Below are 24,691 nucleotides of genomic sequence, written 5' to 3'. Positions count from 1 at the left end.
CTTGACCCCCCGGAGTCTCAAATCGTACGCTTTTCCCGGCCTTGCAGAGCGCCCGGCGTGTTCGCCGGGTCTTTTTTTCGCCCCGGCCCGCCGTCCAGCAGCCCCTTCCCTTCGCGCCCGGCCCCGCCGGTCCAGCCCCGGCGCAAAAACAGCAGCGCCAGCCACATGCCGACCAGGCAACTCAGGCCGCCCACGCCCAAAAAACCGTCATGCCCAAGCAGCCCAACGGCCGCGCCGCCCAGAATCGGGCCCAGGAAATTGCCCGCCTGCAGGGCCATGACCATGAGGTTGGAGTTCACCGCCTGCACCCGGCGCTCGGAAAGCGCGAACATCAACGCGTTCATGGACGGCGGCCCCACCCCCATGCCCAGCCCCAGCACCAGCGCCGTGGCCACGGCCATGCCCTCGCCCCGCGTGGCCCCCAACATGCCGAAGCCCAGCGCGGTGAGCCCATAGCACCACAGGACCAGCAACGGCTTCTGGATTTCGTCGAACAGGCGCGAGCCCAGCACGCGGATGGCCAGCATCACCATGGTCTGGATGCTGAAGAACACGCCCACGCCGCCCAGGCCCCGGGCCGCGAACAGCGTCTTGGACAAGAAGAACAAGGAAGAGAAATTGAGGTAGTAGACGATGTTCATGAGCAGCAGCAACGCGGTTTGCGGGGTGCGCAGGCTCTTGAGCATCGTGGCGGCCCCGGCGCGCTCCGGCCCGGCGTCACGCCCGCAGCGGCCGCGCGCCAGGGCAAGGGCCAGCAAGGCGGCGGGCGCAAGGGCAAGAGACATGGCCGCGTAGCCTTCCGCCGGGGAGGAGAGCGGCACGGGCAGGTGGTCGAACACGAAGGGCACGATGGAATACGGCAGCAATGCGGCGATGGAGTATACGCCAAAGGCCTGGCCGCTGCGCTCCGGGGCGATGTGCGCCACCAGCAGCGTGGTGGCCGAGGCCGTCACCAGGGCGATGCCCGCGCCGTTCATGATGCGCAAGGCGAACAAACCGGGAACGCCCGTCACGTGCAGATAGCCCACCCCACAGGCCACAAGCAGCCCTATGCCCGCGAGAATGACCCAGGGCGCGCTGTGCACGCCGATACGCGGCGTGATGAGCAGAAAGCCCGCTATGGTGGCCACGGACGAGGCGGAGATGATGGTTCCTCGCCAGGCCTGGGGCACGCCAAGCTGCTCCATGTATGGGTACAGGTTGTAGAAGACCGATATGTTGCAATAGGCCAAGAGCATGAGCAGGCACAGGGCCAGAAAACGGAAGGTGAACAGCGGGGGGCGGGGGCTGGGCATCGCGTCTCCTCGGGCGTCGTGCCCGGTGGCCTGCGCTAGCCCCGCACAGGGCCTCAGGTCAAGGCGTGAGCCCTTGCCCGCGCGTTGCGACGGCGCAATGCCCCGCTCGCCCATTCTCCCGCCCTCCTGTTGCCCAAGGCGGCCAATGGGGCTACAGGTGCTCAAGTGCGAGCCCATTCAAGCAAGGAGCGTCCCATGCGACAGAGTCTGCTTGGCGGAGACACGGGAGCGTCCGGACTGCTGGGAACCATCGCTTCCCCGGTCCACGCGGCCGACCGCTACGCCCACGGCGGCAACGTCTGGAAGCTGGCCGAGCGCGCGGGCGTGCGGCCCGAAGAGCTCATCGACTTCTCGGCCAGCCTGAACCCCCTTGGCCCGCCCCCCTGGCTGCCAGAGGCCGTGTCCGACGCGCTGGCCCAGGTGCGCCACTACCCGGACCCCGAGGCGAGCGACCTGACCCTGGCCGCCTGCGAGCTGTACAAGGTCTGGCCCACCCAGGCCGTTGCGGGCAGCGGCGCCTCGGAGCTGTTGCCCGAGATCTGCCGCCTGGCCGCGCGCCAAGGCCTCTCGCGGGCCATCATCCCCGTGCCCGCCTACGTGGACCAGGACCGCTGCTGCCGCCAGGCGGGCCTTGCCGTGGAAACCCTGCCCTGCACCGCGCAAAAGGGCTTCGCCCCGGATATGGAGGGGCTCGCCGCCCGGCTGGAAACGCCCGCATTGGTGCTCCTGACCAGTCCCGGCAACCCCACGGGCGTGTGCATACCGGCCCGCCACGTGCGCGACCTGGCCCGCGCCTTCCCTAAATGCCTGTTCGTGGTGGACGAGAGCTTCGCCGACTTCGTGCCCGGCATCGACGACGAGGCCGCGGGCGGGGCGGGCAGGCTGGTGCGCCAGCGGCCGGACAACGTCATCGTCCTGGTGTCGCTCACCAAGTTCTACGCCGTGCCCGGCCTGCGCCTGGGGCTCTGCTTCGCCTCGCCAGACAACGCCCAGGCCCTGCGCAGGCGGCTGCCGCCCTGGAACGTGGGCACCCTGGCGCAAAAGGTGGGCGCGCGCTGCCTGCGCGACCTGGAATACCGCCAACGCAGCATCCGCGAGACAGCGGCCCTGCGCGAGGCCCTTGCGGCGGAACTGCGCGAGATCCCCGGCCTACGCGTGTTCCCCTCCCAGGCCAACTTCCTGCTCTGCCGTCTGGACCGCGTGGGAATGAGCGCGGCCCCGCTCTTCGAGCGCCTGCTTTCCGAGGGGCTGGCCATCCGCCTGTGCGCCAACTTCGAGGGCCTGGACGACAGCTCCTTCCGCATCGCGGTGCGCCCCAAGGAGGAAAACGCCCGGCTGGTGGAGGCCCTGGCCCGCTTCTCCGGCGTGGCCAAGGCCCCGGCCGCCATCGTGCGGCGCAAGATTCCGGCCCTCATGGTTCAGGGCACCTGCTCCAATGCGGGCAAAAGCGTGCTGGCCGCCGGGCTCTGCCGCATCCTGCTGGAGGACGGCTTCGACGTGGCCCCGTTCAAGGCCCAGAATATGTCCAACAATTCCGCCGTCACGCCGGACGGCCGCGAGATCGGCCGCGCCCAGGCCACCCAGGCCCAGGCCTGCCGCCTGACCCCGGACGCCCGCATGAACCCGGTGCTGCTCAAGCCCACGGGCGAAACCGGATCGCAGGTGCTGCTGCACGGCCACGCCGTGGGCGTGATGAACGTGCGCGAGTACCACGCCTTCAAGCCCAAGGCCTGGGAGGCCGTGACCAGCGCCTACGACAGTCTCAGCGCCGAGCATCAGGTCATGGTGCTGGAGGGCGCGGGCAGCCCGGCGGAGGTGAATCTCAAGGACCAGGACATCGTGAACATGAAGATGGCCCTGCACGCCCAGGCCAAGGTGCTGCTGGTGGGCGACATCGACCGGGGCGGGGTGTTCGCCGCGCTCTCCGGCACCTTCGACATCCTGGACGAGGCCGAGCGCGCCCTGGTGGCCGGGCATGTGCTGAACAAATTCCGGGGCGACGCAAGCATCCTCGGCCCGGCCCTGGACTTTTTGTACCGCCGCACCGGGCGGCCCGTGCTGGGCGTCGTCCCCTGGCTGCCGGAGCTCTCCGGCGGGGCCCTGCCCGAGGAGGACTCCCTGGGCGTCCGCAACGTTGTTGGAGACAACTCCGGCAAACATGCGGATGCGTTGGACGTAGCCGTTGTGGTTCCCGCGCGCATCGCCAACTTCAACGACCTGGACCCCCTGGCGGCCGAGCCGGATGTGCGCCTGCGCCTGGTGCAGGATCCCCGCGAGCTGGGCGCGCCGGACCTGGTCATCCTGCCCGGCAGCAAGAACACCATCGACGACATGCGGGCTCTGCGCGGCGCGGGCCTGGCCGCGGCCCTGCGCGCCCTGCCGCCCACGGCCAGCGTTGTGGGCATCTGCGCGGGACTGCAAATGCTCGGCCTGGGCGTGGCCGATCCCCATGGCCTGGAGTCCAGCCAGCGCGAGGCCGAAGGCTTCGGCCTGCTGCCCCTGCGCACGGAGCTCAAGCCCGGCAAGACCCTCACCCGCGTCGGCCTCGTGCACGCGGCCTCTGGCTGCGCGGTGCGCGGCTACGAGATCCACCACGGCGACACGGTGTTGGACGCCGACATCGCCAGCCTGGCGGTTGGCCAGGCCGCAGAACCGCTGCTCGCGGACGCGTCTGGCCGGGCCCTGGCCTTCGGCCTCGCCGAGGCCCGGCCAGAGGCCTTCGGCCTGCCGCGCGTCTGGGGCACCTATGTACACGGGGTGTTCGACGACGACGGCTTCCGCCGCTACGTGCTGGACGGAGTGCGTGCGCGCAAGGGTCTTGCGCCCCTGGGCGCACCGCAGACGCGCTTCGGCCTGGAGCCCGCCCTGGAGCGCCTGGCCGACGCCCTGCGCCAGCACCTGGACATGGCGCGGGTGTATCAAATCATGGGCCTGCAGAAGCCCGGCGGCCTGCTGAGCTAGGTGCGGCGCGGCAAGCCATGGTCCCCGGCCTGCCGGATCCGGCCGACCGGGGGTCGGCTTGTGCCGCTCTGTGATTGCGAGAGACATCGAGCACGGCGGGCCAGCGGGGCGGCGGGGCGGCTCGTCAGCTCTTTCCCTTGAACTGGCGGGGCTGGCTGTTTCCGCCGAACGTCGAAGCGCCGTCTCCCCATGGCCTTGCCGTTGGCCAACGGCGTGTTCGGGCAGGTGCGGTTGCGCCTCAAACCGGAAACGCCTCAGGCCCGGCAAACGGCGCGCCGGACGGGCCGTCTGCGGCGGAAGGCTTCGGAAGCCCGTCAGCCCAGAGCGGCCAGGGCAGTCCCGGCCTCGCGCCCCCCGGAGCGGCCCGCCCAGGCCTCCGGAGGCCGCCCGGACAGGGCCGCCTCCACGCCCCTGCGCAGGGCGTCCAGGCTGCGCGTCTGGCCGTCCTCGTCCTCAGGCAGATGCGCAGGGTCCAGCTCCAGGCTCACGGTGGGGGCATGGCCCGCGCACAGGCTGCCCAGCCGCGCCAAAAACGGCCCCACGGGCAGCTCCCCAGCCCCTGGCGGCAGGTGCTCCATGTAGCCCGCCGCGTCCGAGCAGTGCACATGCCGCACCAGCCCGGCCGGAATGCGTTCCAGATCCGCCAGGATGTCGCGGCCGGACACCCCCAGGTGGCAACAGTCCAGGGTCAGGCCCAGCTGTTTTTCGCGGCACTGCTCCACCAGGGCGGCCAGGTTGTCGCGGCCAAAGAGCGCGCCTGCGGCCCAGGGCAGATTTTCCAGGGAGAGGTCCACGCCGGGCTCCGCGTCCAGCAGCCGGGGCAGGCCCACGGCCCTGGCGAACCAACGGGTCTGGATGGCGTCGCGCAGGGTGCCCGCGGGCGGGTGCAGGGTCACGTGCACGGCGCGGCCGTTGGCCTCGCAGCGCAGCCTCCCTGCCAGGGCCACGGCGGCGCGCCAGGCGTCCATGTGCCCGCCCCAGGCGCTCCAGTTGCGGAAGGGCGCGTGGATCACATGCACCGGGCACAGGGCGTGGGCGGCGTCCAGGTCCGGGCCGGGGCCGATTTTCGGCGAGCCCATGACCAGATCGAGCCCTTGGAAGCCCGCTGCCCGCGCGATGCGGGCGATGTGCGGCAGGGGCAGATGGAACAGCGAGCCCGTGGACAGCAAGGGCAGGGGCGCGGCGCGTCCGGCCGCCGACATGGCGGGCGGGGGCTGTGCGGCGTCGGCGACCGATGCCGACTGACGCGCTGACTGGCGCGCTGGCTGGGGATGGCTGTCCATAAAGCCGGAATGCGCCTTGCCTTGTCCAGGCGCAACGCAAAACCGGGGAACGGACGCCCGCCGCTGGTGAACGGCGTGCTTTGCCCCACGGGCGTTCTACCGGGGGGAGAAGAGCCCGGCGTAGCGGCCGTAGCCCTCCTGCTCCAGCTCCGCCAGGGGAATGAAACGCAGGCTGACGGAATTCATGCAATAGCGCATTCCGCCCAGCTCACGGGGGCCGTCCGGGAACACGTGCCCAAGGTGGCTGCCCGAATGCCAGGCCAGCACCTCGGTACGCGGGGACAGCAGGCTCGTGTCCCGGCGGGTGACGAGGTTGCCGGGCATGAGGGGCCTGGCGAAGCTGGGCCAGCCCGTGCCGGAGTCGAACTTGTCCCGGCTTGAGAACAGCGGCGCGCCGCTCACCGGATCCACATAGAGGCCGTCCCGGTGCTCATTCCAGTAGGCGTTGTCAAAGGGCGGCTCCGTGCCCTGCTCCCGCGTCACGCGATAGGCCAGGGGCGAGAGCCGGGCGCGCAGCACATCGTCCGGGGGCGCGCCCTTGGGCAGGCGCGGAACGTAGCCCAAGAGCGGGTCCGCAGCTTCCGGCCCCCACAGCCGCTCCAGGGTGGCATCGCGGCCGCAGCCCAGGCGGTACTGCTGGTAGCGGCGCGGCTCTTTGCGGCTGTACTCCTGATGAAACGCCTCGGCCGGGTGGAACGGTCCGGCGGGCAACAATGCGGTGACGTTGGGACCAGGCAGCAGGCCCAGGGCGGTCAGGGCGGCCATGGAGTCGCGCGCGTCGCGCCGCTGGGCCGCATCGTGGAAGAAGATGGCCGGGAGGTATTGCGGGCCATGGTCGCAGAACTGGCCGTGGGCGTTGCAGGGGTCGATGCGCCGCCAGAACCAGTCCACCAGCGCCCGGTAGTCCACAAGGCCCGGATCGAAGCGGAACTGCACGGCTTCATAGTGGCCCGTATGGCCCTGGCAGACCTCCTCGTAGCCGGGGTTCGGGGTCTGACCGCCCGTGTAGCCGGGCATGGCCGCGAACACGCCCGGCACATGCCGGAGGTCGGCCTCCAGGCACCAGAAGCAGCCGCCCGCAAAGGTGGCGGCGGGAAAGGGATCGACGGCCATGACGCTCTCCTCGTGGCTGGGAGTCCGGAGCATCGGAAAACTGTAGCCAGGTCTGCGGGATTGTCAACGCCCCGGCCGCGCCCCTGTGGTTGACAACCGCCGCCCAGGCCCCATATCCCTGCCCACAACAAAGGAGCGTCCCATGGCCGGAAAATGGCGGCTCACCATCGACGAAGGCTTCTGCGCATCGCACCAGTTGCGCAACTACAACGGCAAGTGCGAGCACCTGCACGGGCACAACTTCGGCGTCAGCGTGGAGGTGGAGGGCAGCGAGCTGGACCCGGCCGTGGAGATCCTGGTGGACTTCGGCGAGCTCAAGCGGCTTGCCCGCGAGGCCGTGGACGCCCTGGACCACGCGCATCTGAACGACCTGCCCGCCTTTGCCGAGCGCAACCCGTCCAGCGAGAACATCGCCCGGCACCTGTACCAGGGCATCAGGGAGAAGCTGGCGGCCCTGGCTCCGCAGGCCCGGCTCGTGAGCGTCAGCGTGTCGGAAAAAGGCACCTCCCGCGCCACCTACCTGGAGGATTGACCCTGTGCGCCTGCTGCTGCAACGCGTGGAGCGCGCCCACGTGGAGGTGGACGCCCGCACGGTGGGAGAGATCGGCCAGGGCCTGCTGGTCCTGGCGGGGTTCGGCCAAAGCGACGGCCCGGATCTGCCCGGTGGCAAAATCTGGCGCACGCTGTGCGACAAGGTGCTGGACCTGCGCATCTTCCCGGATGCGGAGGGCAAGCTGAACCTGAGCCTGCGCGACACGGCGGCAACGGGCCTGGGCGGGGGGCTGCTGCTGGTGTCCCAGTTCACCCTGTACGCGGACGCGCGCCGGGGCAGGCGGCCCTCCTTCAGCAACGCCGCGCCGCCGGAGCTGGCCCGCAGCCTCTACGACCGCCTGGCCGCCGACCTTTCGGCCCGGTGTCCCGGCCCCTTCGCCACCGGCGTCTTCGGGGCCGAAATGCGCCTGGACTTCGTCAACTGGGGTCCGGTGACCATCCTGCTCGACTCCGCGGACTACGATTGACAACGGTTGCCGAGTGCAACCATCGTCCCCAGCTTCACCCTCTCCCGCCAAATGCCGCGGCCCGTTGGCGGGGGGACGACAGCCCGTGACCCCATCCAACGCTCTGTCAATCCACACTTTTCGACCCTTTCCCGTCCAAGAGCATTCCGTTTGTGCCCGACCCCAAAACCCAGTGGTATCCTTGCGACATTTGCGCCGGGCATTTCGTCTGGCGCGCAAACGCCAGGAGCCCCCATGCAGCCCCCCAGGCCCTCCTCATTTCTCTCATTGCGACGCGAGAAGCGTGCAAACGGCCGACTCGTCGAGGCATACCAGTGGCGGGACCCGCTGCGGGTGGAGGAGTTCTTCGACGGTGAGCGCTGGTGGCGGCTGGCGTACGACCCCGAGCGCCCGAGTCGTACGCCTGTTGGCCTCACTGACGGCTCAAGCTCTTTTCTCATTGTTGCCGACCAGTTGGGCACGCCGATTGCCCTTGTCGACCTTGACGGAAACATTGTACAGGCAATGCGGTACGATGCCTTCGGGAATCTGCTGGAAACGCACGGCAGAGCGGTGCGCCTGCCCATCGGCTTCGCGGGCGGGCTCTTTGACGCCGACACCGGCCTGACGCGCTTCGTCTGGCGCGACTACGACGCGGACACCGGGCGCTTTACCGCCCTGGACCCGCTGGGCGACAAAGGCGGCGACAGCGACTGGTACGGCTATTGCGTGGATGACCCGGTAAACCGGGTGGACGTGTGGGGGCTGGAGGGAAAGAAAACGGGGCGGGGAGCTACACTCTCCTCGCCCCGTCGGCACTCTTGAAACGCGCGACCGGGTGTTTCCTTTCTTCCCTTGAGCGGGCCGACGGCGGCGCCCCTGAGTCGCCGCGCTCCTCTGCGCTAAGCGAGCCTGTGCAGAAACGTGAGCTTCGGCAGGCCCAGGGCGCGCGGCATGGCGAAGGCCCGCCAAGCGGACAGGGCCGGAGCCTCGGCGTGGGTTTCCAAGGCCTCGCGGCTTTGCCAGCGCTCGTAGAAGACGATGCGCGCGGGGTCGTCGGCATCGAGGTGGGCAGCGTATTCCAGGCAGCCCGGTTCCTGGCGCACGGCCAGCACAAGCTGCGCCAGGCGCTCGCGGGTCTCGGGGTCGGCTGGCTGCGCCAGCCGCATTTCGGCAAGCAGAACGGTTTCAGCGACATCGGTCATGGGGCGGCCTCGCAGGGGGCGCGGGGAGACTGCCAAAACAGTCCCCCCGGACGCGGTTATTTCGACTTGGCGTACCAGCCGCTGGCCTTGGAAAGCAGGTCCTGCACGCGTCCCACAAGGGCGTGGGGGTCGGAGAGGTAGCCTTCCAGCAGCAGGGCGGACTCAAACAGCTGGCGCGCGGCCTGCTCCACGAAAGGATCCTGCGGGTCCGCCTGGTGCAGGTCGGCCAGGTTGCGCACCAGCGGATGGGTGGGATTGAGCTCCATGACCTTCTTGGGCACCGAGGCGTCGTGGTTCATGGCGCGCATGATCTTGTCCATGCTGGAGGTGGTGTGGCCGTCGGGGTTCACCAGGCAGCAGGGGCTGCCGGTGAGGCGCGAGGTGGCGCGCACATCGGCCACGCCGTCGCCCAGGATGTCCTTGAAGCGCACGAGCAGGGCCTCCAGAGAGTCCTTCTCCGGGGCCGCTGCGGCCTCCTCGGGCGCCTGCTCCACATCGGGCAGCTTGGCCAAATCGTCCGGCTTGGCCAGCTCGGCCGGGGTCAGGGTGAACTCCTTGTAGGTGTGCAAGGCGTCCATGACGAACTCGTCGATGGGTTCGTACAGGTACAGCACCTCCACGCCCTTCTTGCGGAACAGCTCCAGGTGCGGGTTCAGCTTCAGGGCCTCGCGGCTGGGGCCGAAGGCGAAGTACACCTGCTTCTGGTCCGGCTTGGCGCGGGAGATGTACTCGTCCAGGCTGACAAGCTCGTCCGCGGCCTCGCAGGAGCTGGAGTTGAAGCGCAGGAGCGCGGCGAAGGCCTCGCGGTTGGCGAAGTCCATGTACCCGGCCTTGAACACGCGGGAGTGCTCGCGCCAGAACGTGGCGTAGGCGTCCTTGTCCTCGGCCATTTTGGCAAGCTGCGAGAGGATCTGCTTGGTCAGGGTGGTGTTGATCTTTCGGATGAGGCGGTTGTCCTGCAGGGTCTCGCGGCTGATGTTCAGGGGCAGGTCCTCGGTGTCCACCACGCCGCGCGCGAACATGAGGTACTGCGGAATGAGATCCTTGTTCTGGCGCTGGATGAGCACCCGGCGCACGTAGAGGTCAAGCCCCCAGTCCTCGCGGTCGAAGCCCATGAAGTCCTTGCTCTTCTTCGGGATGAAGCAGAGCGCGTTGAACTGCACCGGCGCATCCACCGAAACGTGCAGAGTATCCATGGGCTCGTCCAGGTCGTAGGTCAGGAAGGAGTAGAACTCCTTGTACTGTTCCTTGGTGATCTGGAACTTGGGCTCGCGCCACAAGGCGGGCACGGTGTTCACCCGCTCGCCGTCGACGATTATGGGGAAGCTTAGGAAGTTCGAGTGTTTGCGAATAATGTGCCGCAGGGTGTCGGCCTCGGTGAACTGCTCGGCCAGATCGTCCTTCAGGCTGATTTCGATGCGCGTGCCGCGTCCAACGGCCTGGGCCTCCTCGCCGGAAAGCTCGCGGATGGAGTAGGCGCCCTGGCCTTCGGAGATCCATTCCACCGGGGTGGCGCCTTCGCGATGGCTGCGGGTGAGGATGCGCACGCTCTGCGCCACCATGTACACGGAATAGAAGCCCACGCCAAAACGGCCGATGATGCCGTCGGCGCTGTTTCCGGCCTCCTTCATGGCCTTCAGGAAGGCGGCGGAGCCGGAGTGGGCGATGGTGCCGATGTTCTCCACCAGTTCGGCCTCGGTCATGCCGATGCCGTTGTCGCTGATGGCGAGGGTCTTCTTGTCCTTGTCGGCCTCGATGCGGATTTCGAGCGGGGCCTCGTCCGTGGCCTCGGCCGCGGTGATGCGCAGCTTGTCCAGGGCGTCGGAGGCGTTGGAGACCAGCTCGCGCAGGAATATTTCCCGATCCGTGTACAGGGAATGCACGAGGATTTCGAGCAACTGCTTGATTTCGGCCTTGAACTCATAGGTTGCGTGCGTGGACATGGTCGGTTTCTCCTTGGTGCAGGGCTTTCGTGTCGTCAATCGCACAAGGCCCCGCGGTGAGGCGGGGCCTTGGCAGGACATGGAGGATTTGGTTCCGGCTTCCGGAGGATGCCCCCCGGAACGCGACGAAAGGTGTGGCGCCTTCGTCGAAGGGTTAAGTAGTCACGGCTTTTATCTTGTCAAGAAGGAACTTTTCCATCTCGCGGCGGTCTTTGCGCAGGCGCACCAGTTCCGCCTCCAGCACAGAGAGCTTGGCCTTGAGCTGGGTGTTCTCGGCGTTCAGGCGGGCCATTTCCCCGGCGCTGGCGTCCAGCTTGCCGCAGGTCTCTTCCACGGCGTTCTTGATGGCGCTGATCTCCTCGGCGTCCAGGGCCGGGGGCAGCGCCTCGCGGACCTCCCCGGCGGCAAGGGCGGCCGGGAGCCCGGAAAGGTGCTGGCGCAACCCCTCGCCAATGCTGCGCGCGATCTCCTGGCCCATTTCCTTGGCAATGGCCGCGGCCATGCGCACGGCGGTCTCGGCGCTCTCCGCCTCGCGCTGCTGCGGGCGCTTGCGCGAGAAGGGGGCGTCCTGCCCCTGCGCGCCGGGGGCGTCGTCCAAGGCGGCGGTAAGGGGGAAGTTCTTGCCCAAGGCCTCCATCACGTCCTGTGCGCTGTGCCCCAGGCTGAACATCTCCGCGATGACGCGGAACACCTCCACGGCCTCCGGCCGGAAGCGCTTCTGCCTGCCCGTGCCCGAACTGGGCAGGTGCTGGGCGAAGCGGTTCTTCCAATAATGCACGGTGGACTCCGGCACGGAGAGCCTGCGGGCGATCTCGGCCACGGAGAGCAAGCGTTCTTCCGGCGACACGGCAGCCTCCTCGAATCTGATGCGCGGGGACAAGCTCTGGCGGGGGGCGAGCTTCGCCGCCAAGCCTACATCAAGGACGGCGCGGCCACAAGGGACCTGCGCAGCAGGCGGGACATTGGCACAAACCTAGCGGGAAAAAGTCGCAGCGCAGAGGGGGAAATTCTCCGGTTTTTCTTGACAAGAATTTTGTTTTTGAAATATTTTGTCATCACATTTTTTCGGAAACGAAAAACGACAGCAGGGGAAACGCCAAGATGAAAAAAACCATGGACGCCGCAGACCGCCGTTTGGTCGCCGCCCTGGCGGAAGACGGCCAGGCTTCGGCCGCAGTGCTCGCCGAGACCTTGGGCGTCACCGCCCCCACCATCCGCGCGCGCATGAAAAACATGGTGGCGCAAGGGCTGCTGCGCGTCGCCGGGCTGGTGGACCCCTCCGCGGTCAAGGGGCTTTCCGTGGCGCTGGTGGGCATAAAGCTGCACAGCCAGATGCAGCTGGACCAGAAGCTGGAGGAAATCTCCGCGTTGCCGGACGTCAACTGGGCGGCCGCCGTCACCGGCCGCTACGACATCCTGGTGGAGCTGGTCACCAGCGAGGACATCGCCGATTTGTACAACTTCCTCGACAAGGCGCTTTCCGGAGTCGGCGGCATCGCCTCCAGCGAATCCTTCGTGGTCATGAAGGCCAGGCGCAAGTGGATTCCCCTTCCCAAGGGCGCTCGCACCTGGTTCAGTGAATAGTTTGCAACAACAACCTTTCAAGGAGCAGCACATGATCATCGGCATCCCCAAAGAGATCAAGACCTTGGAGAACCGCGTGTCCATGACTCCCGGCGGCGTGGAGACCCTTGTCCGGCGCGGCCACAGCGTGCTGGTGGAGAAGGGCGCGGGCGTCGGCTCCGGCCTCATGGACGAAGAATACGTCGCCGCCGGGGCCGCAATGGTTTCCGCCGCAGAGGCCTGGGGCGCGGAGATGGTCATCAAGGTCAAGGAGCCCATGGCCGCGGAGTACCAGTACCTGCGCAACGACCTTTTGCTCTTCACCTACCTGCACTTGGCCGCCGACGAGGCCCAGACCAAGGCGCTGCTTGCCGGCGGCACCACCGGCGTGGCCTACGAGACCGTGCAGCTGGCCGACCGCTCCCTGCCGCTGTTGCTGCCCATGAGCGAAGTGGCCGGACGCATGGCCACACAGGTGGGCGCTCACTATCTGGAAAAGACCCAGGGCGGGCGCGGAATGCTGCTGGGCGGCGTGCCGGGCGTGGCCCCGGCCAACGTCGTGGTCATCGGCGGCGGCGTGGTGGGCACCAACGCCGTCAAGATCGCCGTGGGCATGGGCGCCCGCGTCACCGTGCTCGACCTTTCCCACGCGCGCCTGCAGTACCTGGACGACATCTTCGGCTCGCGCATCATCACCATGAGCTCCACCGAACCCAACATCCGCGCCGCCGTCAAGGAGGCCGACCTGGTCATCGGCGCGGTGCTGGTGCCCGGCGCCAAGGCCCCGAAGCTCGTCACCCGCGAAATGATCGGCACCATGCGCGAAGGCTCGGTCATCGTGGACGTGGCCGTGGACCAGGGCGGCTGCATCGAGACCACCAAGGCAACCACCCACGACAAGCCGACCTACGTTGTGGACGGCGTGGTGCACTACGGCGTGGCCAACATGCCGGGTGCCGTGCCCCGCACCAGCACCTTCGCCCTGGTCAACCAGACCCTGCCCTACGCCCTCAAGCTGGCCGCAAAGGGCGTGGACGCCCTGCGCGAAGATCCCGCCCTGCTGGCCGGCCTCAACACCTACAAGGGCAAGCTGACCTGCCCCGCCGTGGGCGAGGCCCTGGGCATTCCGGCCATTACCCCCGCCCAGGCTTTGGCGTAATCCCCCTCCGCCAGGGCCTTTGCTTCAGCCCCCGTCTCACGCCCTTTCCGGCGTTGAGGCGGGGGCTTTTTTGCGTCTGGCGGCAATCGGTGCTTGCCGATGCGGTGCGCGTGGGCGTAAGGAACGCCCCGGCGCGTCATAAGGCCGCCGCAATACAGAATAATACGAATGGATCAGCCCATGCGAAGCCTCACCACAGCGGCCCGCCGCGCCGCTCGCTTTCTTGTCGTGATACTTGCCCTGCTCGGCCTTTGCGCCAGCGGCTGCGCGCCGCAACAGCCTGCCCAGCCCGCGCCGCCAGCGGTGCAGGCCGCGCCCCAGCGCAGCGTCAGCGTCCTCGGCACCCTTACAGGCAAGCACGGCCAGCCGCTCACCGGGCACGACATCCGCAACACGCCGCCCTTCAGCACGGCCTGGCGCGCGCTTTTGCGGCGCAGCGGCAAGAGCAGGGAGACCTGGCTCATCCGCTTTGACGGGCCGCAGGTGCCCGTGCGCCTGGTGAGCATTGGCGGCGCGGAGTACCTGCGCGTGGAGGGGTGCAAGGCCAACGCCTGCGCGGCGGGCAGCGTGGTGGTGCTGTATTGCGAAAAGGAAAAGGCCACCTACGCCCTGCTGAAGCAGAACGGCGAAAGCCTCTGGCTGGGCGACCCGCCGGACGCGCTGAAAGAGGCCTTTGCGCAACTGGGCACGGCGGAAGCGCCGAAGTAGGCGACGAAGGAAGGGAAAGACAAGCCCCCGGTGCAGGAATGTGCTGGGGGGCTTTTGCGCGGGGCATATTTGGTGCGAGAGTTGCTGTTATAATGTCTATTGTATATTATGCTGCGAAGAGAGCTTAGGCGTAAACTGGGACGCATAGCCTGCGCCATTTCAAGGAGGCAACGATGCGCAAAGTTGTTGACAGTAATATGCTAACATCACCAGCCTTACGGCATTTCTTCCAGGGGTCGCATAATAATTATGTTTTAATTAGCGAATACGCTGCGATGGAAGCCTATTGCTGCGACAGTATTACTGGCATTTATAAGTCGATGAAAATCATTTCTGAATTTCCGAAACAAGTTCTCGTTCTAAACAATACAATTAATGTATGCGGTTTTAATGGAAAAGCGGCGGGTCTTCAGCGACGTCTAATTGACACTAGGCAGACTAGGGATTTTCAAAAATTCGCAAAACAAATTCAACAGGCGCAAAGTGGGGATAGACTATTACAACAAGAGTTATTTCTTCTCAGTAAAAAAGCTTGTGAAAACATAAAAAGAATTCTTAGGGATGCAGAATCAATGGCCCCAGCTTTTGACATTTTTGCGAAAACATACTCAGCTGAAGAAAGAAATATTTTGCGCACAGACCAAGCTTTTACACAAAGTATGCTAGATAAATCCATGCGTCATATCATGGAGATTGCTGTCACCTTATTTTCAAAGCATCCGAGAGTTGTGACGCTTCCCAATATTAATGAGCTCGCAAACACATTTATTTTCAGAGTGTCGCTTTGCACGTATCTGCTAGCACTTGAGTGGGGAGTTAAGGGAGGAGCACAACAAGCGCGACCTAAAAAAATCAGGAATGATCTTATAGATATGCACTTCGCCGCATATGCTACATTCTTTGACGGCTTCTTGTCTGCGGATGCGAAGGCAAATCGCATATACAACATAGCAATGTTCTACCTAAAAAACACACTGCTTAGCTAATATTGTGCTTGTCCAAAGATAAGCCAGAAAAACCCGAGGTTAGGTGGTACGCCACTCCTCTGCCTCGCTCCTAGCCTTACCAGCAAGGTTTAGCTTTTGCTCCGCATCCACCCCGCCAACTCCTGCTCGCCCACCTCGCCCTTGCCCAGGCGCTCGAACACCAGCACGCGCTCCACGTCCGGCGCGGCGAGATCGAGGCCGTGCAGCACGAGGAACAGCCGCGCGGTCACATAGGCCGTGCGCTTGTTGCCGTCGATGAACGCATGGTTGCGGGCCAAGCCGTAAGCATAGGCCGCCGCCAGATCAAAGGCGTCCGGGGCGGGCGAGCCGGGTTCGTGCGGGGCGTGGGCCAGCAAATTTTTCGGCCGCGCCAGGGCGCTTTCCAGAAGGCCCAGGTCGCGCAGGCCGGGCAAACCGCCGTGCTCGGCCTGCTGGGCGTCGTGGATGGCCAGCACGGTGGCGGGCAGAATCCAGCGCCAAGGGTCCGGCGGTTTGGACACGGGGTTCATGGAGCCTCCGCTCAGCGCTTGGCCAGCTCGCGCAGGATGTGCCGGTCTTGGCGCATAAGCTTCTCCGCCGCCTCCATCTGCTGGGCGAACTCCTGCGCGAAAGCCTCGTTCATGGGGGTCAGGCGCACCCCTCCGTCTTGGGACTCCGTGAAATAGAGCGTCTCGCCCTCGGCAACCTTCATGCGCGAGAGCACCTCCTTGGGGATGACCACGCCCAGGGAGTTGCCGATTTTCCGAACCTTCACCGCCTGCATTGCGACCTCCTCGCGCCGAACGCTTTTCGTGCATACAAAAGTTATAACTTCACCGCTGCCCCGTCAACCCCGCCCCTTGCCAAGGCTCCGCATGGTGGCTATAGCCTGCCGCATGACAAAAGACCTCATCATCGTCGAGTCTCCCGCCAAGGTGAAGACCATCGGCAAATTCCTGGGCAAGGACTACGCCGTGGAGGCCTCCGTGGGCCACGTGCGCGACCTGCCCAAGGGCGACATGGGCCTCGACGAGGAGCATGGATACGCGCCGCGCTACGAGATCATAAAGGGCAAAGAGGATGTGGTGGGCCGTCTGCGCAAGGCGGCCAAGGCTGCGAAGCACGTCTACCTCGCGCCCGACCCCGACCGCGAAGGAGAGGCCATCGGCTGGCACGTGGCCGAGCTCATCCGCACGCAGAACAAGAACGTCTCGCGCATCCAGTTCAACGAGATCACCGCCCGCGCGGTGAAGGAGGCGCTGGAGAACCCGCGCCCCATCAACGCCGATCTGGTGGGCGCGCAGCAGGCGCGCAGGGTGCTGGACCGGTTGGTCGGCTACAAGATTTCCCCCATCCTCTGGAAGCACGTGAAGCGCGGCATTTCGGCCGGACGCGTGCAAAGCGTGGCGCTCAGGCTGATTGTGGACCGCGAGCGCGAGCGCCGGGCGTTCCAGCCCGTGGAGCACTGGGCGCTCAAGGCGAAGCTGGCCGGGGAAAACCCGCCGCCCTTCCGCGCCGATCTGTGGAAGATCGGGACCAAGACCGTGGCTCCGGGCATGAAGGACATCGGCAGCGCGGAGGCCGCCGGGGCGCTGGTCCAGAATGTGCGCGCCGGAACCTTTGTGGTGGACGCGGTGGAAGAAAAGGAGCGCAGCAAAAGCGCGCCGCCGCCCTTCACCACCTCCAGCCTGCAGCAGGTGGCCAACCGGGCCCTTGGCTACCCGGCCAAGAAGACCATGGGCGCGGCCCAAAAGCTGTACGAGGGCGTGGACCTGGGCGAACGCGGCACGGTGGCGCTCATCACCTACATGCGTACCGACTCCGTGCGCATCGCCGACGAGGCCAAAAAGGCCGCGCACGAGTTCATTCTCTCCGCCTACGGCAAGGACTACGCCCCGGCCAAGGCCCGCGTCTACAAGACCAAGGACGGCGCGCAGGACGCCCACGAGGCCTGCCGCCCGGTGGACGTGACCCTGACGCCCGAAAGCGTGAAGCAGTTTCTGCCCGCCGACCAGTTCAAGCTCTACCAGCTCATCTGGCGGCGTTTTGTGGCCTCGCAGATGTCTCCGGCCAGGTTCCACGACACCACCGTGAGCGCGAAAAACGGCACGACCCTGTGGCGCGCCAAGGGCGAGCGCCTGCTGTTCCCCGGCTTCTTGAAGGTGCAGGGCCTGGAAGCCCCCACCGAGGCCGATGCGGACGCCGAGCCGCAGGACGGACAGTCGGCCCAGCTGCCCAAGGTGGCCGTTGGCGAAGCCTTGCAGCTCCTGGACCTGACCAGCGAGCAGAAGTTCACGCAGCCGCCCCCGCGCTACAGCGAAGCCACGCTGGTCAAGGCGCTGGAGGAGGAGGGCATCGGCCGTCCCAGCACGTACGCCGCCATCATCAGCACCCTGCAAGACCGCGAGTACGTGGCCATGGAGGACAAGCGCTTCGCCCCCACGGAGCTTGGCGCGACGGTAAGCGACAAGCTGGTGGCGCACTTCGCCACGCTCATGGACATCGGCTTCACCGCGGGCATGGAGACCAAGCTGGACGAGATCGCCGCGGGCGGCCGCGCCTGGGAAGAGGTCATCGAGGAATTCATGGCCGAATTCATCCCGGCGCTGGAAAAGGCCGGGACCGAAATGAGCCGCGCCACCATCGACTCCGGCGTGGCCTGCCCGGAATGCGGTCGGCCCATGCACGTGAAATTCGGCAAGAACGGCGAGTTCCTGGGCTGCTCCGGCTATCCGGAGTGCAAGGCCATCCGCGAGTTCACCCGCGACGAGCAGGGAACCATCATCCCCGTGGACCGGCCCAAGGAGGAGATCACGGACATCCTCTGCGAGCTGTGCGGCAAACCCTTTGCCGTCAAAGTTCCGCGCAAGGGCCGCGCAAGCGACCCCTTCCTGGGCTGCACCGGCTACCCGAAGTGCAAGAACATAAAGAATTTCAAGCGCGACGAATTCGGGGCAATCATCGTGCTGGAGGCCCCGGAGGAGATTCCCGCCGGAACCTGCCCGGAGTGCGGCAAGCCCATGGTCATCAAGACTGCGCGGCGCGGCAGCAAATTCATCGCCTGCACGGGCTACCCGGCCTGCAAGCACACGGAGCCCCTGCCCACGGGCGTGGCCTGCCCGCAGCCGGGCTGCACCGGGGAAATGGTCGAAAAGACCTCGCGCCGGGGCAAGGTGTTCTATTCCTGCTCCCGCTACCCGGACTGCACCTTTTCCCTGTGGGACCGGCCCGTGCCCGGCCCCTGCCCCAAGTGCGGCTTCCCCCTGCTGGTGGAAAAGCACAGCAAGGCCAAGGGCGACTTCATCGCCTGCGGCAACAAGGACTGCGACTGGGTGAAGGACGAAGGCGAGGGCGAAAAATAGCCGGGGAGTAGCGCGCGCTTCGCGAATCCTGTACAGGGGAGGCAGGCCGGGGGCAATTCCGCCGCCGGGAACGCCGCAACCCTCAGGAGACACGCCCCATGCGCACCATGGCCCGCCTTGCCCTGCCAGCCCTGCTGCTTTTGCTCTGCGCCTGCGCCGCCAAGGACCCGGCCCCGGCGGACCCGAACCAGACGCCCGAACAGGCCGCCGCCGCACAGCACTTCCTGGGGGCGGAGTACGCCAAGATGACCCAGGTGCCCGGCCACCCGGAGCGCTTCGCCTGGCGCAAGCCCGGCATCGACCCCAAGCACTACAACGCCGTGCTTCTTGACAAGACCGTCATCTGGCGCATGGACGAACTGGCCAAGGAAAGCGGGGTCAAACCCGAGGAGCTGACCGCCCTGGCCCAGCACTTCGACGGCGTGCTCGTAAAGACCATGCAGAGCATCGACTTCCCGTTGGCGGCATACCCGCAGCCCCGCGTGCTGCGCATCTCCGCGGCGGTCACCCAGGTCAAGGCCAGCAATCCCACAAGGAACACCATCTCCAGCGTGCTGCCCGTGGGCATCCTCATCACCCTGGGGCGCAAGGCCGCGGGGTCAAGCGACCCCAACGTGGGCTCCTGCACCATGGAGTTCCGCTTCTCCGATGCGCAGACCGGCGAGAGCATCGCCCTCTTCGCCGACCACAAGGACGGCGACAAGTACGACTCCGCCAACTTCCAGGCCCTGGGCCAGGCCGAAAAGGCCATGGACCAGTGGGCCGAGGCGCTGCGCGAGGGCATCCTCAAAAACTGGGGCGTGCGCAAAGAGTAGCCGCTTGGCGAACGCGAAGAACGACAGGGCCGGAGGGGATTGCGCATCCCTTCCGGCCCTGTGCGGCTAGTGGGCGTCGTCTTTGCGCTACAGCAGCGACCGGCAGGAGGCGAACAGCACCTCGCCGCTGGCGCGCAGGGCGGCCTCCTCCTCCGGGGCCAGGGGCGCGTCGATGACCTTCTCCACGCCGCCCGCCCCCACCACGCAGGGCAGGGACATGCACACCCTGGGCAGGCCATAGCGGCCCTCGGCGTCGGTGGACACGGTGAGCACGGACTTCTGGTCGCCCAGCACGGCCTCCACGATGCGGCACAGGGCCACGCCGATGGCGGTGTTGGTGTAGCCCTTGCGGTTGATGATCTCGTAGGCCGCGCGGCGCACATCGGTGGCGGCGCGTTCGCGGAAGCCGTTATCCAGCACCACCCCGCGCAGGGCCAAGGCCTCGGCCAGGGGAATGCCGGAAACGTTGGCCCGGCTCCACACGCACACCTCGGAGTCGCCATGCTCGCCCAGGACCGCGGCGTGAACCCCGCGCGGGTCAACGCCCGCGGCCTCGGCCAGCAGGTGCCGCAGGCGCGAGCTGTCGAGCACGGTGCCCGAGCCGAACACGCGTCCCGGCGGCAGGCCCATGGACCCGGCCACGTCCAGGGCGGCGCGGGTCAGCACGTCCACGGGGTTGGTGGTCATGAGCAGGATGGGCTTGCCCCCCTGCTCCAGCACGCGGCGCACGATGTCCGCAGTGATGCCCGCGTTCTGTTTGAGCAGCTCCAGGCGGGTCTGGCCGGGCTTCTGGTTGGCCCCGGCGGTGATGACCACCATGGCGGCGTCGGCGCAATCGGCATAGTCTCCGGCAAAGACGTTCATGGGGCCCACCAGGGGCAGGCCGTGGCGCAGGTCCAGGGCCTCGCCCTCGGCGCGCTTGCGGTCCAGGTCGATGAGCACGATGTCCGTGGCGAGCCTGCGCAGCATGAGGGCGTAGGCGAAGGCGGCGCCCACGTTGCCCATGCCGACGATGGCGATCTTCTTCGAGTGGGGGCGTTCCTGCATGTCGGACCTCCAGGCGTTGGGGGGATGCGGCCGAGGGATTCCGGCGACAACGGCCGCACCATATCGGCTCCGCCATCGGGCGGCAAGCGACCGCGCCCGGGCGAGCCGGGACGCGCAAGAAGGCGGGGAGCCTGGCCGAAAACGGCGCGGCTACAGGGTGATGCCCTGGCGCTCGGCGATGAGCTCGTAGGCCCGTTTGGTGAGCTCGGTGATGTTGGGCTTGCTCACCTGGTCGTCGGCGCCCACGCTTTCGCCCTTGTGGCGCAGCCGGTCGGTGATGAGCGAGGAAAAGAGGATGACGGGCAGTTCCTTGAGGACGGGGTCGTCCTTCACGCGCTTGGTCAGGTTGTGGCCGTCCATTACCGGCATCTCGATGTCGGACACGAGAATGTCCACGTAGTCGGTGAGGGGCTTGTTCTCGCCGGCGGCCGTGTTCTTCATCTGCACAAGGGCGTCCCAGGCCTCCTGGCCGTTTACGGTCTGGGTGACCTCGAACCCGGCCTTTTCCAGCATGGTGCCGATCATCTTGCGGATGCTGGTGGAATCGTCGGAAATGAGCGCGCGGAAATGCTCCTTCTTGGGCGGGTGGCTGTGCTCCTTGATCTCCGCGAGCGCCTGTTCCTCGATTTTCATGGCCAGACCGGGGTTCAGGTCGGCCAGAATCTTCTCCATGTCCAGAATGAGCAGGATGCGGTCCTCGAAGCGCACCACGCCGGTGACGCTGGAGCCCGAGTACTCGTTCAGGTGGCTGCCCGGCGGCTCCACCTGGGTCCAGCTCAGGCGGTGGATGCGCGTCACCCCGGAGACCATGAAGGCGGAAGTCATGCGGTTGAATTCGCTGACAATGACCTTGGTGTCCTTCTGCGAGGTGTCCATGTGCTTGCCCAGCCATTGGGCCAAATCCACCAGGGGGATGATGCGCGTGCGCAGGTTGAACGCCCCGAGCACCGAGGGATGCGGTATTTCCGGCAACTGCGTCACGGAGGGCATCCGGATGATTTCCAGCACCTTGGCCACGTTGACCCCGTAGAATCCCCGGTACACCTGGCCCGTGGCCTCGTCCTTCTCGTCGATGAAGAACTCTACGAGCTCAAGCTCATTGGTGCCGGACTCAAGCAAGATGTTCGTCTGGCTCATGTTTCCTCCGCAATACGTCTTCCGGGACTTCTCATCCGACTACTACTTATATCATTCCAGGTCTGGTGTAAACTGGAAGCGCCGGTCCGCGCGCAGCCGCTCCACCCTGCCGGGAGGGTGGCCGACCGCCCTTCGCAAGCCGCCCTATTCTTGGCCGGACGCGTGTCCGGGGCAGTTTCGACTTGACACGGCTCACAGAGTAGAACTAGTTCTTAACAAGAATTTATAAATAGTTTAGAAATTCTCGCAGCACGCTCAACAGCCGCACGGGCCAACGGTGCGGGCCTGCACCACGCGCCACAGCAGCAAAATAAAAAGCTCTGTCTACAAAGCAAGATAAACCAACGCTCCGGGGCCAACGTGAATTTCAAGGAACGCCTGACCTCCACGGATAAGCTGCTGCGCTCCATACGTAGTGGAGAAACCCCGCCGTCCGTTCCCGGCGGGGAGGCCCCGCCCGCGCGCACCGGTTCCATCTGGACCCGCCCCATTTCCGTGCGCGAGCTTGTTCCCGGCCTGGCCCGCCGCGCCAACGCCGCCAAGAGCGCGCCAGCGCCTTCCGCCCAAGAAGGCCCCGCCCCTGCCCAGACCGACGCGCCGTCGCCCCAGACGCGGACCGAACGCGCCGTCTCCGAAACCGCGGCCCCTTCCGCCCCGGAGGCCCCATCGGCCAAGGGTGCGGCCGCTCCTGTCCCGCCCGCCGCGCCACCCGAACGCAGGCGCACCCCACTCTGGAGCCGCCAGTTGCGCTTAAGCGGCGGCAAGCCTCACGGCGTCGGGGTCAGCATCAACGGCACAAGCCTGTGCATGGCGGCGGTGCGCCGACCGGGCGGCGACGTGCTGGCCACGGTGCGCCTGCCCATGGGCCCGGACCAGGCCCCCGGCGAAAAAGGCTTCGGGCTCCTGCTGCGCTCCGGGCTGGAGGCCCTGGGCGTCGCCCCCTCCAGCGCGGACATCTGGACCGTGCTGCGCTCCTCGGACCAGGACCTGAACGTGCTGGCCGTGCCCAAGCTCTCCGGGGCCAAGCTGGACGCCGCCGTATACTGGACCCTGCAAAAAGAAAAGAAGTTCGCCGATACGGACTATGCCCTTGATTATGCGCCCCTTGGGCCGTCGCAGGGCGGTGCGCGCCTGGAGGCGCTCACCTGCCTGGCCCGCAAGGCCGATGTGGACCGTCTGCGCGAAGCCTTCGAGCAGGCAGGGTTGCCGCTGGCCGGGATAACCGCCATCCCCAACGCTTTCATGGCCCTGTACCGCGCGCCCGGAGCACCCGCCGGGCATCAGCTCGCGGCCAACATCCACGTGGAGCCGGATTTCTCCGCCATCGGCCTGTACACCACGGACAGGCTCGTGTTCAGCCGTTTCATCCGTTCCGGGGCGGGAAGCATGGCCGAGGCGCTGGCCGAACACTTTCAGGCCCTGGCCAAGCCCAAGCCCGCCCCCCTGGCGGAGCTGGAGCTGCAACTGCCCGAGGCGCTGGCCGCCGCCGGGACCGCCGCAGCCAAGGACTCCGCGCGGGAAGAGCCGCCCCAGCCCATCGACCCCGCCCAGGCCCTGGATTTGCTGCGCCATGTGCTGCTGGGCGCGCCCAAGCCCGCATGGGCCGGTCCGGAGCACCTGCTTGCGCCCAAGGCCATGCTCGACGCCATAGCACCGGCCATAGAGCGGCTGGCCCGGCAGGTGGAGCGCACCCTGGAATACTATGCGGGCAGCCAGCAGCGGCGCTGCGACGCCCTGCACTTGAGCGGCGAGATTTTCGCCTGCCCCGCGCTGGCCGAGGCCCTGGCCGGGCAGCTGGGCTTCCAGCCCCAGGTTTTCGACCCCTTGGCCATCCTCCGCGCCGAGGGAGCGAGGTCCTCCCCAGGAGACCGCATGGCCATGGCCCCTGCCCTGGCCGCCGCCCTTGCCCAACCCGGACGGGGCATCAACCTCATCGCCAACTACACGGTCCGCACGGCGCAGGATGCCAAAAATTTCGTCACGCGCTGCATCATCCTGGGGCTGGCCGGAATCATGATCCTCATCGGCGCGGGGGGGGCCATGCTGGAACGGGCCAACGCCTCCCGGCGCGCCCAGCTTGAGGAGCTCAAGACCCAGTCCGCCGCCTTGGGGCCGCTGGCCGACGACAGCGCCGTAAGCCAGCGCGCCGCGACGTTCATGCTCCGGCAGGAGGGCCTGCGCCTGGTGGACCAGCGCCTGCTGGCCCTCTCAGCCGTGGCCGAAATGGGCCGCCGCGTGCCGGAAAACGTCCGCCTGCTCTCCCTCACGGTGGACTATCCCGCCACGGGGGGGGGCGGCCAACCCGGCGCGGCGGCGAAACCCGGGGCCGCCCCGCAAGCGGGCCAACAGCCGGGTCAGCCTTCCGCGCAAGGCGCCCTGGCCATTGAGGGCGTGGTCATGGGCGAACGCCAGGACCTCGACGCCGCCCTCTCGCGCTTCGTCATCGGGTTGCAGGGCTCGCCCATGCTGCACATGCCCGTGGTCAAGGAATCCGGCCTGCGCGAGCTGGGCTCGGGCGAAACCGTGCTGTTCTTCGTCATGCACATGGGGGTGCGCTGATGCCCCTGTCGCTGAAAACGGAACTGAAGCTCACCCCGCAAATGCGCCAGTTGGGCCTGCGCGTGGGCGTGGGCGTGCTTCTGCTGGCCGCCGCGGCGTATCTGCTCGCCGTGCAGCCCTATGTGGAAGGCCGCAGGCTGGACCGCGAGGTCGCGGAGCAGAAGGCCCGGCTGGAGCGGCAGCAAAAGCTGGCCCCGATACTGGCCGGGCTGGGGGCGGAGGCGCACAACGCCACGGTGGAGGCGCTCCTGCCGTTGAAGGCCGAACCCATCGCCAGGGCCGAGGCCTATCTCGTCACCGAGCAGCTGGGCCACATGGCCCGGGCCGTCGGCCTGGAGCCCCTGGACGTGAGCCTGGACGCCTCCAGCATGGCCCAGGATCCCGGCAGCATCCAGGCCCAGGGGGTGTTCAGCGGCGAGCTGGCGCAGGCACGGGCCTTTCTTGTGGAGCTTGGCCGCATGGCGAGCCTTTCGCGCGTCGAAAAGGTGGAGTTGCGCGCGGTTGACGGACGGATCGAAATGTTTGTGCAGCTGCGCGTGGCCCTTGGGGCCTAGCGCCGGAACTGTTACAGGGAGCGG

22 protein-coding genes are annotated in these 24,691 nt (G+C 66.9%); 12 read left to right on the top strand and 10 right to left on the bottom strand.

Annotation, left to right across the window (positions count from 1 at the left end):
• Positions 1–17 precede the first annotated feature (17 nt).
• Positions 18–1,295 carry an MFS transporter gene (locus tag CHB73_RS07450; RefSeq protein ID WP_089273696.1) on the bottom strand — a complete coding sequence of 426 codons (1,278 nt, stop codon included), beginning with the start codon at positions 1,293–1,295 and terminating at the stop codon, positions 18–20.
• Positions 1,296–1,490: 195 nt separating this feature from the next.
• Here CHB73_RS07450 and CHB73_RS07445 point away from each other — a divergent pair, with 195 nt between their 5' ends.
• Positions 1,491–4,256, top strand: coding sequence for a cobyric acid synthase (locus tag CHB73_RS07445; RefSeq protein WP_089273694.1), 2,766 nt, complete (start codon positions 1,491–1,493; stop codon positions 4,254–4,256).
• Between the two features lie 314 nt (positions 4,257–4,570).
• Here the strand turns inward: CHB73_RS07445 and CHB73_RS07440 are convergent, their stop codons facing one another.
• The gene (locus CHB73_RS07440) at positions 4,571–5,539 is read right to left on the bottom strand and encodes a sugar phosphate isomerase/epimerase family protein (RefSeq protein ID WP_235641551.1); all 969 of its coding nucleotides are present in this window, start codon (positions 5,537–5,539) and stop codon (positions 4,571–4,573) included.
• A 96-nt stretch (positions 5,540–5,635) separates the two neighbouring features.
• On the bottom strand, positions 5,636–6,652 hold the full coding sequence (gene msrB, locus CHB73_RS07435) for a peptide-methionine (R)-S-oxide reductase MsrB (protein ID WP_089273692.1): 1,017 nt from the start codon (positions 6,650–6,652) through the stop codon (positions 5,636–5,638).
• A gap of 142 nt (positions 6,653–6,794) precedes the next feature.
• Here msrB and queD point away from each other — a divergent pair, with 142 nt between their 5' ends.
• Genes queD through CHB73_RS17230 form a run of 3 tightly spaced genes read left to right on the top strand, consistent with a single transcriptional unit; the run spans position 6,795 to position 8,475 of the window.
• Positions 6,795–7,184 carry a 6-carboxytetrahydropterin synthase QueD gene (queD, locus tag CHB73_RS07430; RefSeq protein WP_089273690.1) on the top strand — a complete coding sequence of 130 codons (390 nt, stop codon included), beginning with the start codon at positions 6,795–6,797 and terminating at the stop codon, positions 7,182–7,184.
• A 4-nt stretch (positions 7,185–7,188) separates the two neighbouring features.
• Positions 7,189–7,671 carry a D-aminoacyl-tRNA deacylase gene (gene dtd, locus CHB73_RS07425; protein ID WP_089273688.1) on the top strand — a complete coding sequence of 161 codons (483 nt, stop codon included), beginning with the start codon at positions 7,189–7,191 and terminating at the stop codon, positions 7,669–7,671.
• 51 nt (positions 7,672–7,722) lie between these two features.
• A complete protein-coding gene (locus CHB73_RS17230) occupies positions 7,723–8,475 on the top strand; it encodes an RHS repeat domain-containing protein (protein WP_143337334.1) in 753 nt (250 codons plus the stop codon).
• A 77-nt stretch (positions 8,476–8,552) separates the two neighbouring features.
• Here the strand turns inward: CHB73_RS17230 and CHB73_RS07415 are convergent, their stop codons facing one another.
• From CHB73_RS07415 to CHB73_RS07405, 3 genes are all read right to left on the bottom strand, one after another.
• Positions 8,553–8,855, bottom strand: coding sequence for a putative quinol monooxygenase (locus tag CHB73_RS07415; RefSeq protein ID WP_089273684.1), 303 nt, complete (start codon positions 8,853–8,855; stop codon positions 8,553–8,555).
• 56 nt (positions 8,856–8,911) lie between these two features.
• A complete protein-coding gene (gene htpG, locus CHB73_RS07410; RefSeq protein ID WP_089273682.1) occupies positions 8,912–10,798 on the bottom strand; it encodes a molecular chaperone HtpG in 1,887 nt (628 codons plus the stop codon).
• Positions 10,799–10,952: 154 nt separating this feature from the next.
• Positions 10,953–11,645, bottom strand: coding sequence for a MerR family transcriptional regulator (locus tag CHB73_RS07405; RefSeq protein ID WP_089273680.1), 693 nt, complete (start codon positions 11,643–11,645; stop codon positions 10,953–10,955).
• Positions 11,646–11,899: 254 nt separating this feature from the next.
• On the opposite strand from CHB73_RS07405, the gene CHB73_RS07400 reads away from it, so the two are divergent.
• From CHB73_RS07400 to CHB73_RS16415, 4 genes are all read left to right on the top strand, one after another.
• Entirely contained in the window at positions 11,900–12,382 is a 483-nt protein-coding gene (locus tag CHB73_RS07400) for an Lrp/AsnC family transcriptional regulator (RefSeq protein ID WP_089273678.1), read from the top strand.
• A 31-nt stretch (positions 12,383–12,413) separates the two neighbouring features.
• A complete protein-coding gene (gene ald / locus CHB73_RS07395) occupies positions 12,414–13,520 on the top strand; it encodes an alanine dehydrogenase (protein ID WP_089273676.1) in 1,107 nt (368 codons plus the stop codon).
• A 168-nt stretch (positions 13,521–13,688) separates the two neighbouring features.
• Positions 13,689–14,228 carry an Ivy family c-type lysozyme inhibitor gene (locus tag CHB73_RS07390; protein ID WP_089273674.1) on the top strand — a complete coding sequence of 180 codons (540 nt, stop codon included), beginning with the start codon at positions 13,689–13,691 and terminating at the stop codon, positions 14,226–14,228.
• 173 nt (positions 14,229–14,401) lie between these two features.
• Positions 14,402–15,214, top strand: a complete 813-nt coding sequence (locus CHB73_RS16415) for a hypothetical protein (RefSeq protein WP_143337333.1) — start codon at positions 14,402–14,404, stop codon at positions 15,212–15,214.
• 89 nt (positions 15,215–15,303) lie between these two features.
• Here CHB73_RS16415 and CHB73_RS07385 read toward each other — a convergent pair whose 3' ends face one another.
• Positions 15,304–15,723: a type II toxin-antitoxin system death-on-curing family toxin gene (locus CHB73_RS07385; RefSeq protein WP_089273672.1), complete on the bottom strand. Its 420-nt coding sequence runs from the start codon at positions 15,721–15,723 to the stop codon at positions 15,304–15,306.
• An 11-nt stretch (positions 15,724–15,734) separates the two neighbouring features.
• Positions 15,735–15,977 (bottom strand): AbrB/MazE/SpoVT family DNA-binding domain-containing protein, encoded by a 243-nt coding sequence (locus CHB73_RS07380; protein ID WP_089273670.1) that lies wholly within the window; start codon positions 15,975–15,977, stop codon positions 15,735–15,737.
• 112 nt (positions 15,978–16,089) lie between these two features.
• On the opposite strand from CHB73_RS07380, the gene topA reads away from it, so the two are divergent.
• Entirely contained in the window at positions 16,090–18,555 is a 2,466-nt protein-coding gene (gene topA, locus CHB73_RS07375) for a type I DNA topoisomerase (RefSeq protein WP_089274202.1), read from the top strand.
• A 98-nt stretch (positions 18,556–18,653) separates the two neighbouring features.
• Positions 18,654–19,370 (top strand): DUF3313 domain-containing protein, encoded by a 717-nt coding sequence (locus CHB73_RS07370; protein ID WP_089273668.1) that lies wholly within the window; start codon positions 18,654–18,656, stop codon positions 19,368–19,370.
• An 87-nt stretch (positions 19,371–19,457) separates the two neighbouring features.
• Here CHB73_RS07370 and CHB73_RS07365 read toward each other — a convergent pair whose 3' ends face one another.
• Both CHB73_RS07365 and CHB73_RS07360 read right to left on the bottom strand, forming a co-directional pair.
• Positions 19,458–20,417 carry an L-lactate dehydrogenase gene (locus CHB73_RS07365; RefSeq protein WP_089273666.1) on the bottom strand — a complete coding sequence of 320 codons (960 nt, stop codon included), beginning with the start codon at positions 20,415–20,417 and terminating at the stop codon, positions 19,458–19,460.
• A gap of 150 nt (positions 20,418–20,567) precedes the next feature.
• Positions 20,568–21,554, bottom strand: coding sequence for a chemotaxis protein (locus CHB73_RS07360; RefSeq protein WP_089273664.1), 987 nt, complete (start codon positions 21,552–21,554; stop codon positions 20,568–20,570).
• A gap of 360 nt (positions 21,555–21,914) precedes the next feature.
• On the opposite strand from CHB73_RS07360, the gene CHB73_RS07355 reads away from it, so the two are divergent.
• Entirely contained in the window at positions 21,915–24,113 is a 2,199-nt protein-coding gene (locus tag CHB73_RS07355) for a type IV pilus biogenesis protein PilM (protein WP_089273662.1), read from the top strand.
• Positions 24,113–24,667 (top strand): hypothetical protein, encoded by a 555-nt coding sequence (locus CHB73_RS07350; protein ID WP_089273660.1) that lies wholly within the window; start codon positions 24,113–24,115, stop codon positions 24,665–24,667. The genes CHB73_RS07355 and CHB73_RS07350 overlap by 1 nt, the downstream gene beginning before the upstream one ends.
• The last annotated feature ends 24 nt before the right edge of the window (positions 24,668–24,691 follow it).

Source organism: Humidesulfovibrio mexicanus (assembly GCF_900188225.1).
Lineage (GTDB): Bacteria > Desulfobacterota > Desulfovibrionia > Desulfovibrionales > Desulfovibrionaceae > Humidesulfovibrio > Humidesulfovibrio mexicanus.
The sequence above is the reverse complement of the archived record's forward strand: the minus strand, read 5'-3'. Positions and strand labels throughout refer to the sequence as shown.

Excerpts from the sequence above, each read along its gene's own strand:
- CHB73_RS07400 (WP_089273678.1), top strand. The coding sequence starts at position 11,900 with ATGAAAAAAACCATGGACGCCGCAGACCGCCGTTTGGTCGCCGCCCTG.
- CHB73_RS07390 (WP_089273674.1), top strand. The coding sequence starts at position 13,689 with ATGGATCAGCCCATGCGAAGCCTCACCACAGCGGCCCGCCGCGCCGCT.
- htpG (WP_089273682.1), bottom strand. The coding sequence starts at position 10,798 with ATGTCCACGCACGCAACCTATGAGTTCAAGGCCGAAATCAAGCAGTTG.
- CHB73_RS07380 (WP_089273670.1), bottom strand. The coding sequence starts at position 15,977 with ATGCAGGCGGTGAAGGTTCGGAAAATCGGCAACTCCCTGGGCGTGGTC.
- topA (WP_089274202.1), top strand. The coding sequence starts at position 16,090 with ATGACAAAAGACCTCATCATCGTCGAGTCTCCCGCCAAGGTGAAGACC.
- CHB73_RS07385 (WP_089273672.1), bottom strand. The coding sequence starts at position 15,723 with ATGAACCCCGTGTCCAAACCGCCGGACCCTTGGCGCTGGATTCTGCCC.
- ald (WP_089273676.1), top strand. The coding sequence starts at position 12,414 with ATGATCATCGGCATCCCCAAAGAGATCAAGACCTTGGAGAACCGCGTG.
- CHB73_RS07445 (WP_089273694.1), top strand. The coding sequence starts at position 1,491 with ATGCGACAGAGTCTGCTTGGCGGAGACACGGGAGCGTCCGGACTGCTG.
- CHB73_RS07370 (WP_089273668.1), top strand. The coding sequence starts at position 18,654 with ATGCGCACCATGGCCCGCCTTGCCCTGCCAGCCCTGCTGCTTTTGCTC.
- queD (WP_089273690.1), top strand. The coding sequence starts at position 6,795 with ATGGCCGGAAAATGGCGGCTCACCATCGACGAAGGCTTCTGCGCATCG.
- msrB (WP_089273692.1), bottom strand. The coding sequence starts at position 6,652 with ATGGCCGTCGATCCCTTTCCCGCCGCCACCTTTGCGGGCGGCTGCTTC.
- CHB73_RS07365 (WP_089273666.1), bottom strand. The coding sequence starts at position 20,417 with ATGCAGGAACGCCCCCACTCGAAGAAGATCGCCATCGTCGGCATGGGC.
- CHB73_RS17230 (WP_143337334.1), top strand. The coding sequence starts at position 7,723 with ATGCCGCGGCCCGTTGGCGGGGGGACGACAGCCCGTGACCCCATCCAA.
- CHB73_RS16415 (WP_143337333.1), top strand. The coding sequence starts at position 14,402 with ATGCGCAAAGTTGTTGACAGTAATATGCTAACATCACCAGCCTTACGG.
- CHB73_RS07450 (WP_089273696.1), bottom strand. The coding sequence starts at position 1,295 with ATGCCCAGCCCCCGCCCCCCGCTGTTCACCTTCCGTTTTCTGGCCCTG.
- CHB73_RS07360 (WP_089273664.1), bottom strand. The coding sequence starts at position 21,554 with ATGAGCCAGACGAACATCTTGCTTGAGTCCGGCACCAATGAGCTTGAG.
- CHB73_RS07415 (WP_089273684.1), bottom strand. The coding sequence starts at position 8,855 with ATGACCGATGTCGCTGAAACCGTTCTGCTTGCCGAAATGCGGCTGGCG.
- CHB73_RS07350 (WP_089273660.1), top strand. The coding sequence starts at position 24,113 with ATGCCCCTGTCGCTGAAAACGGAACTGAAGCTCACCCCGCAAATGCGC.
- CHB73_RS07440 (WP_235641551.1), bottom strand. The coding sequence starts at position 5,539 with ATGGACAGCCATCCCCAGCCAGCGCGCCAGTCAGCGCGTCAGTCGGCA.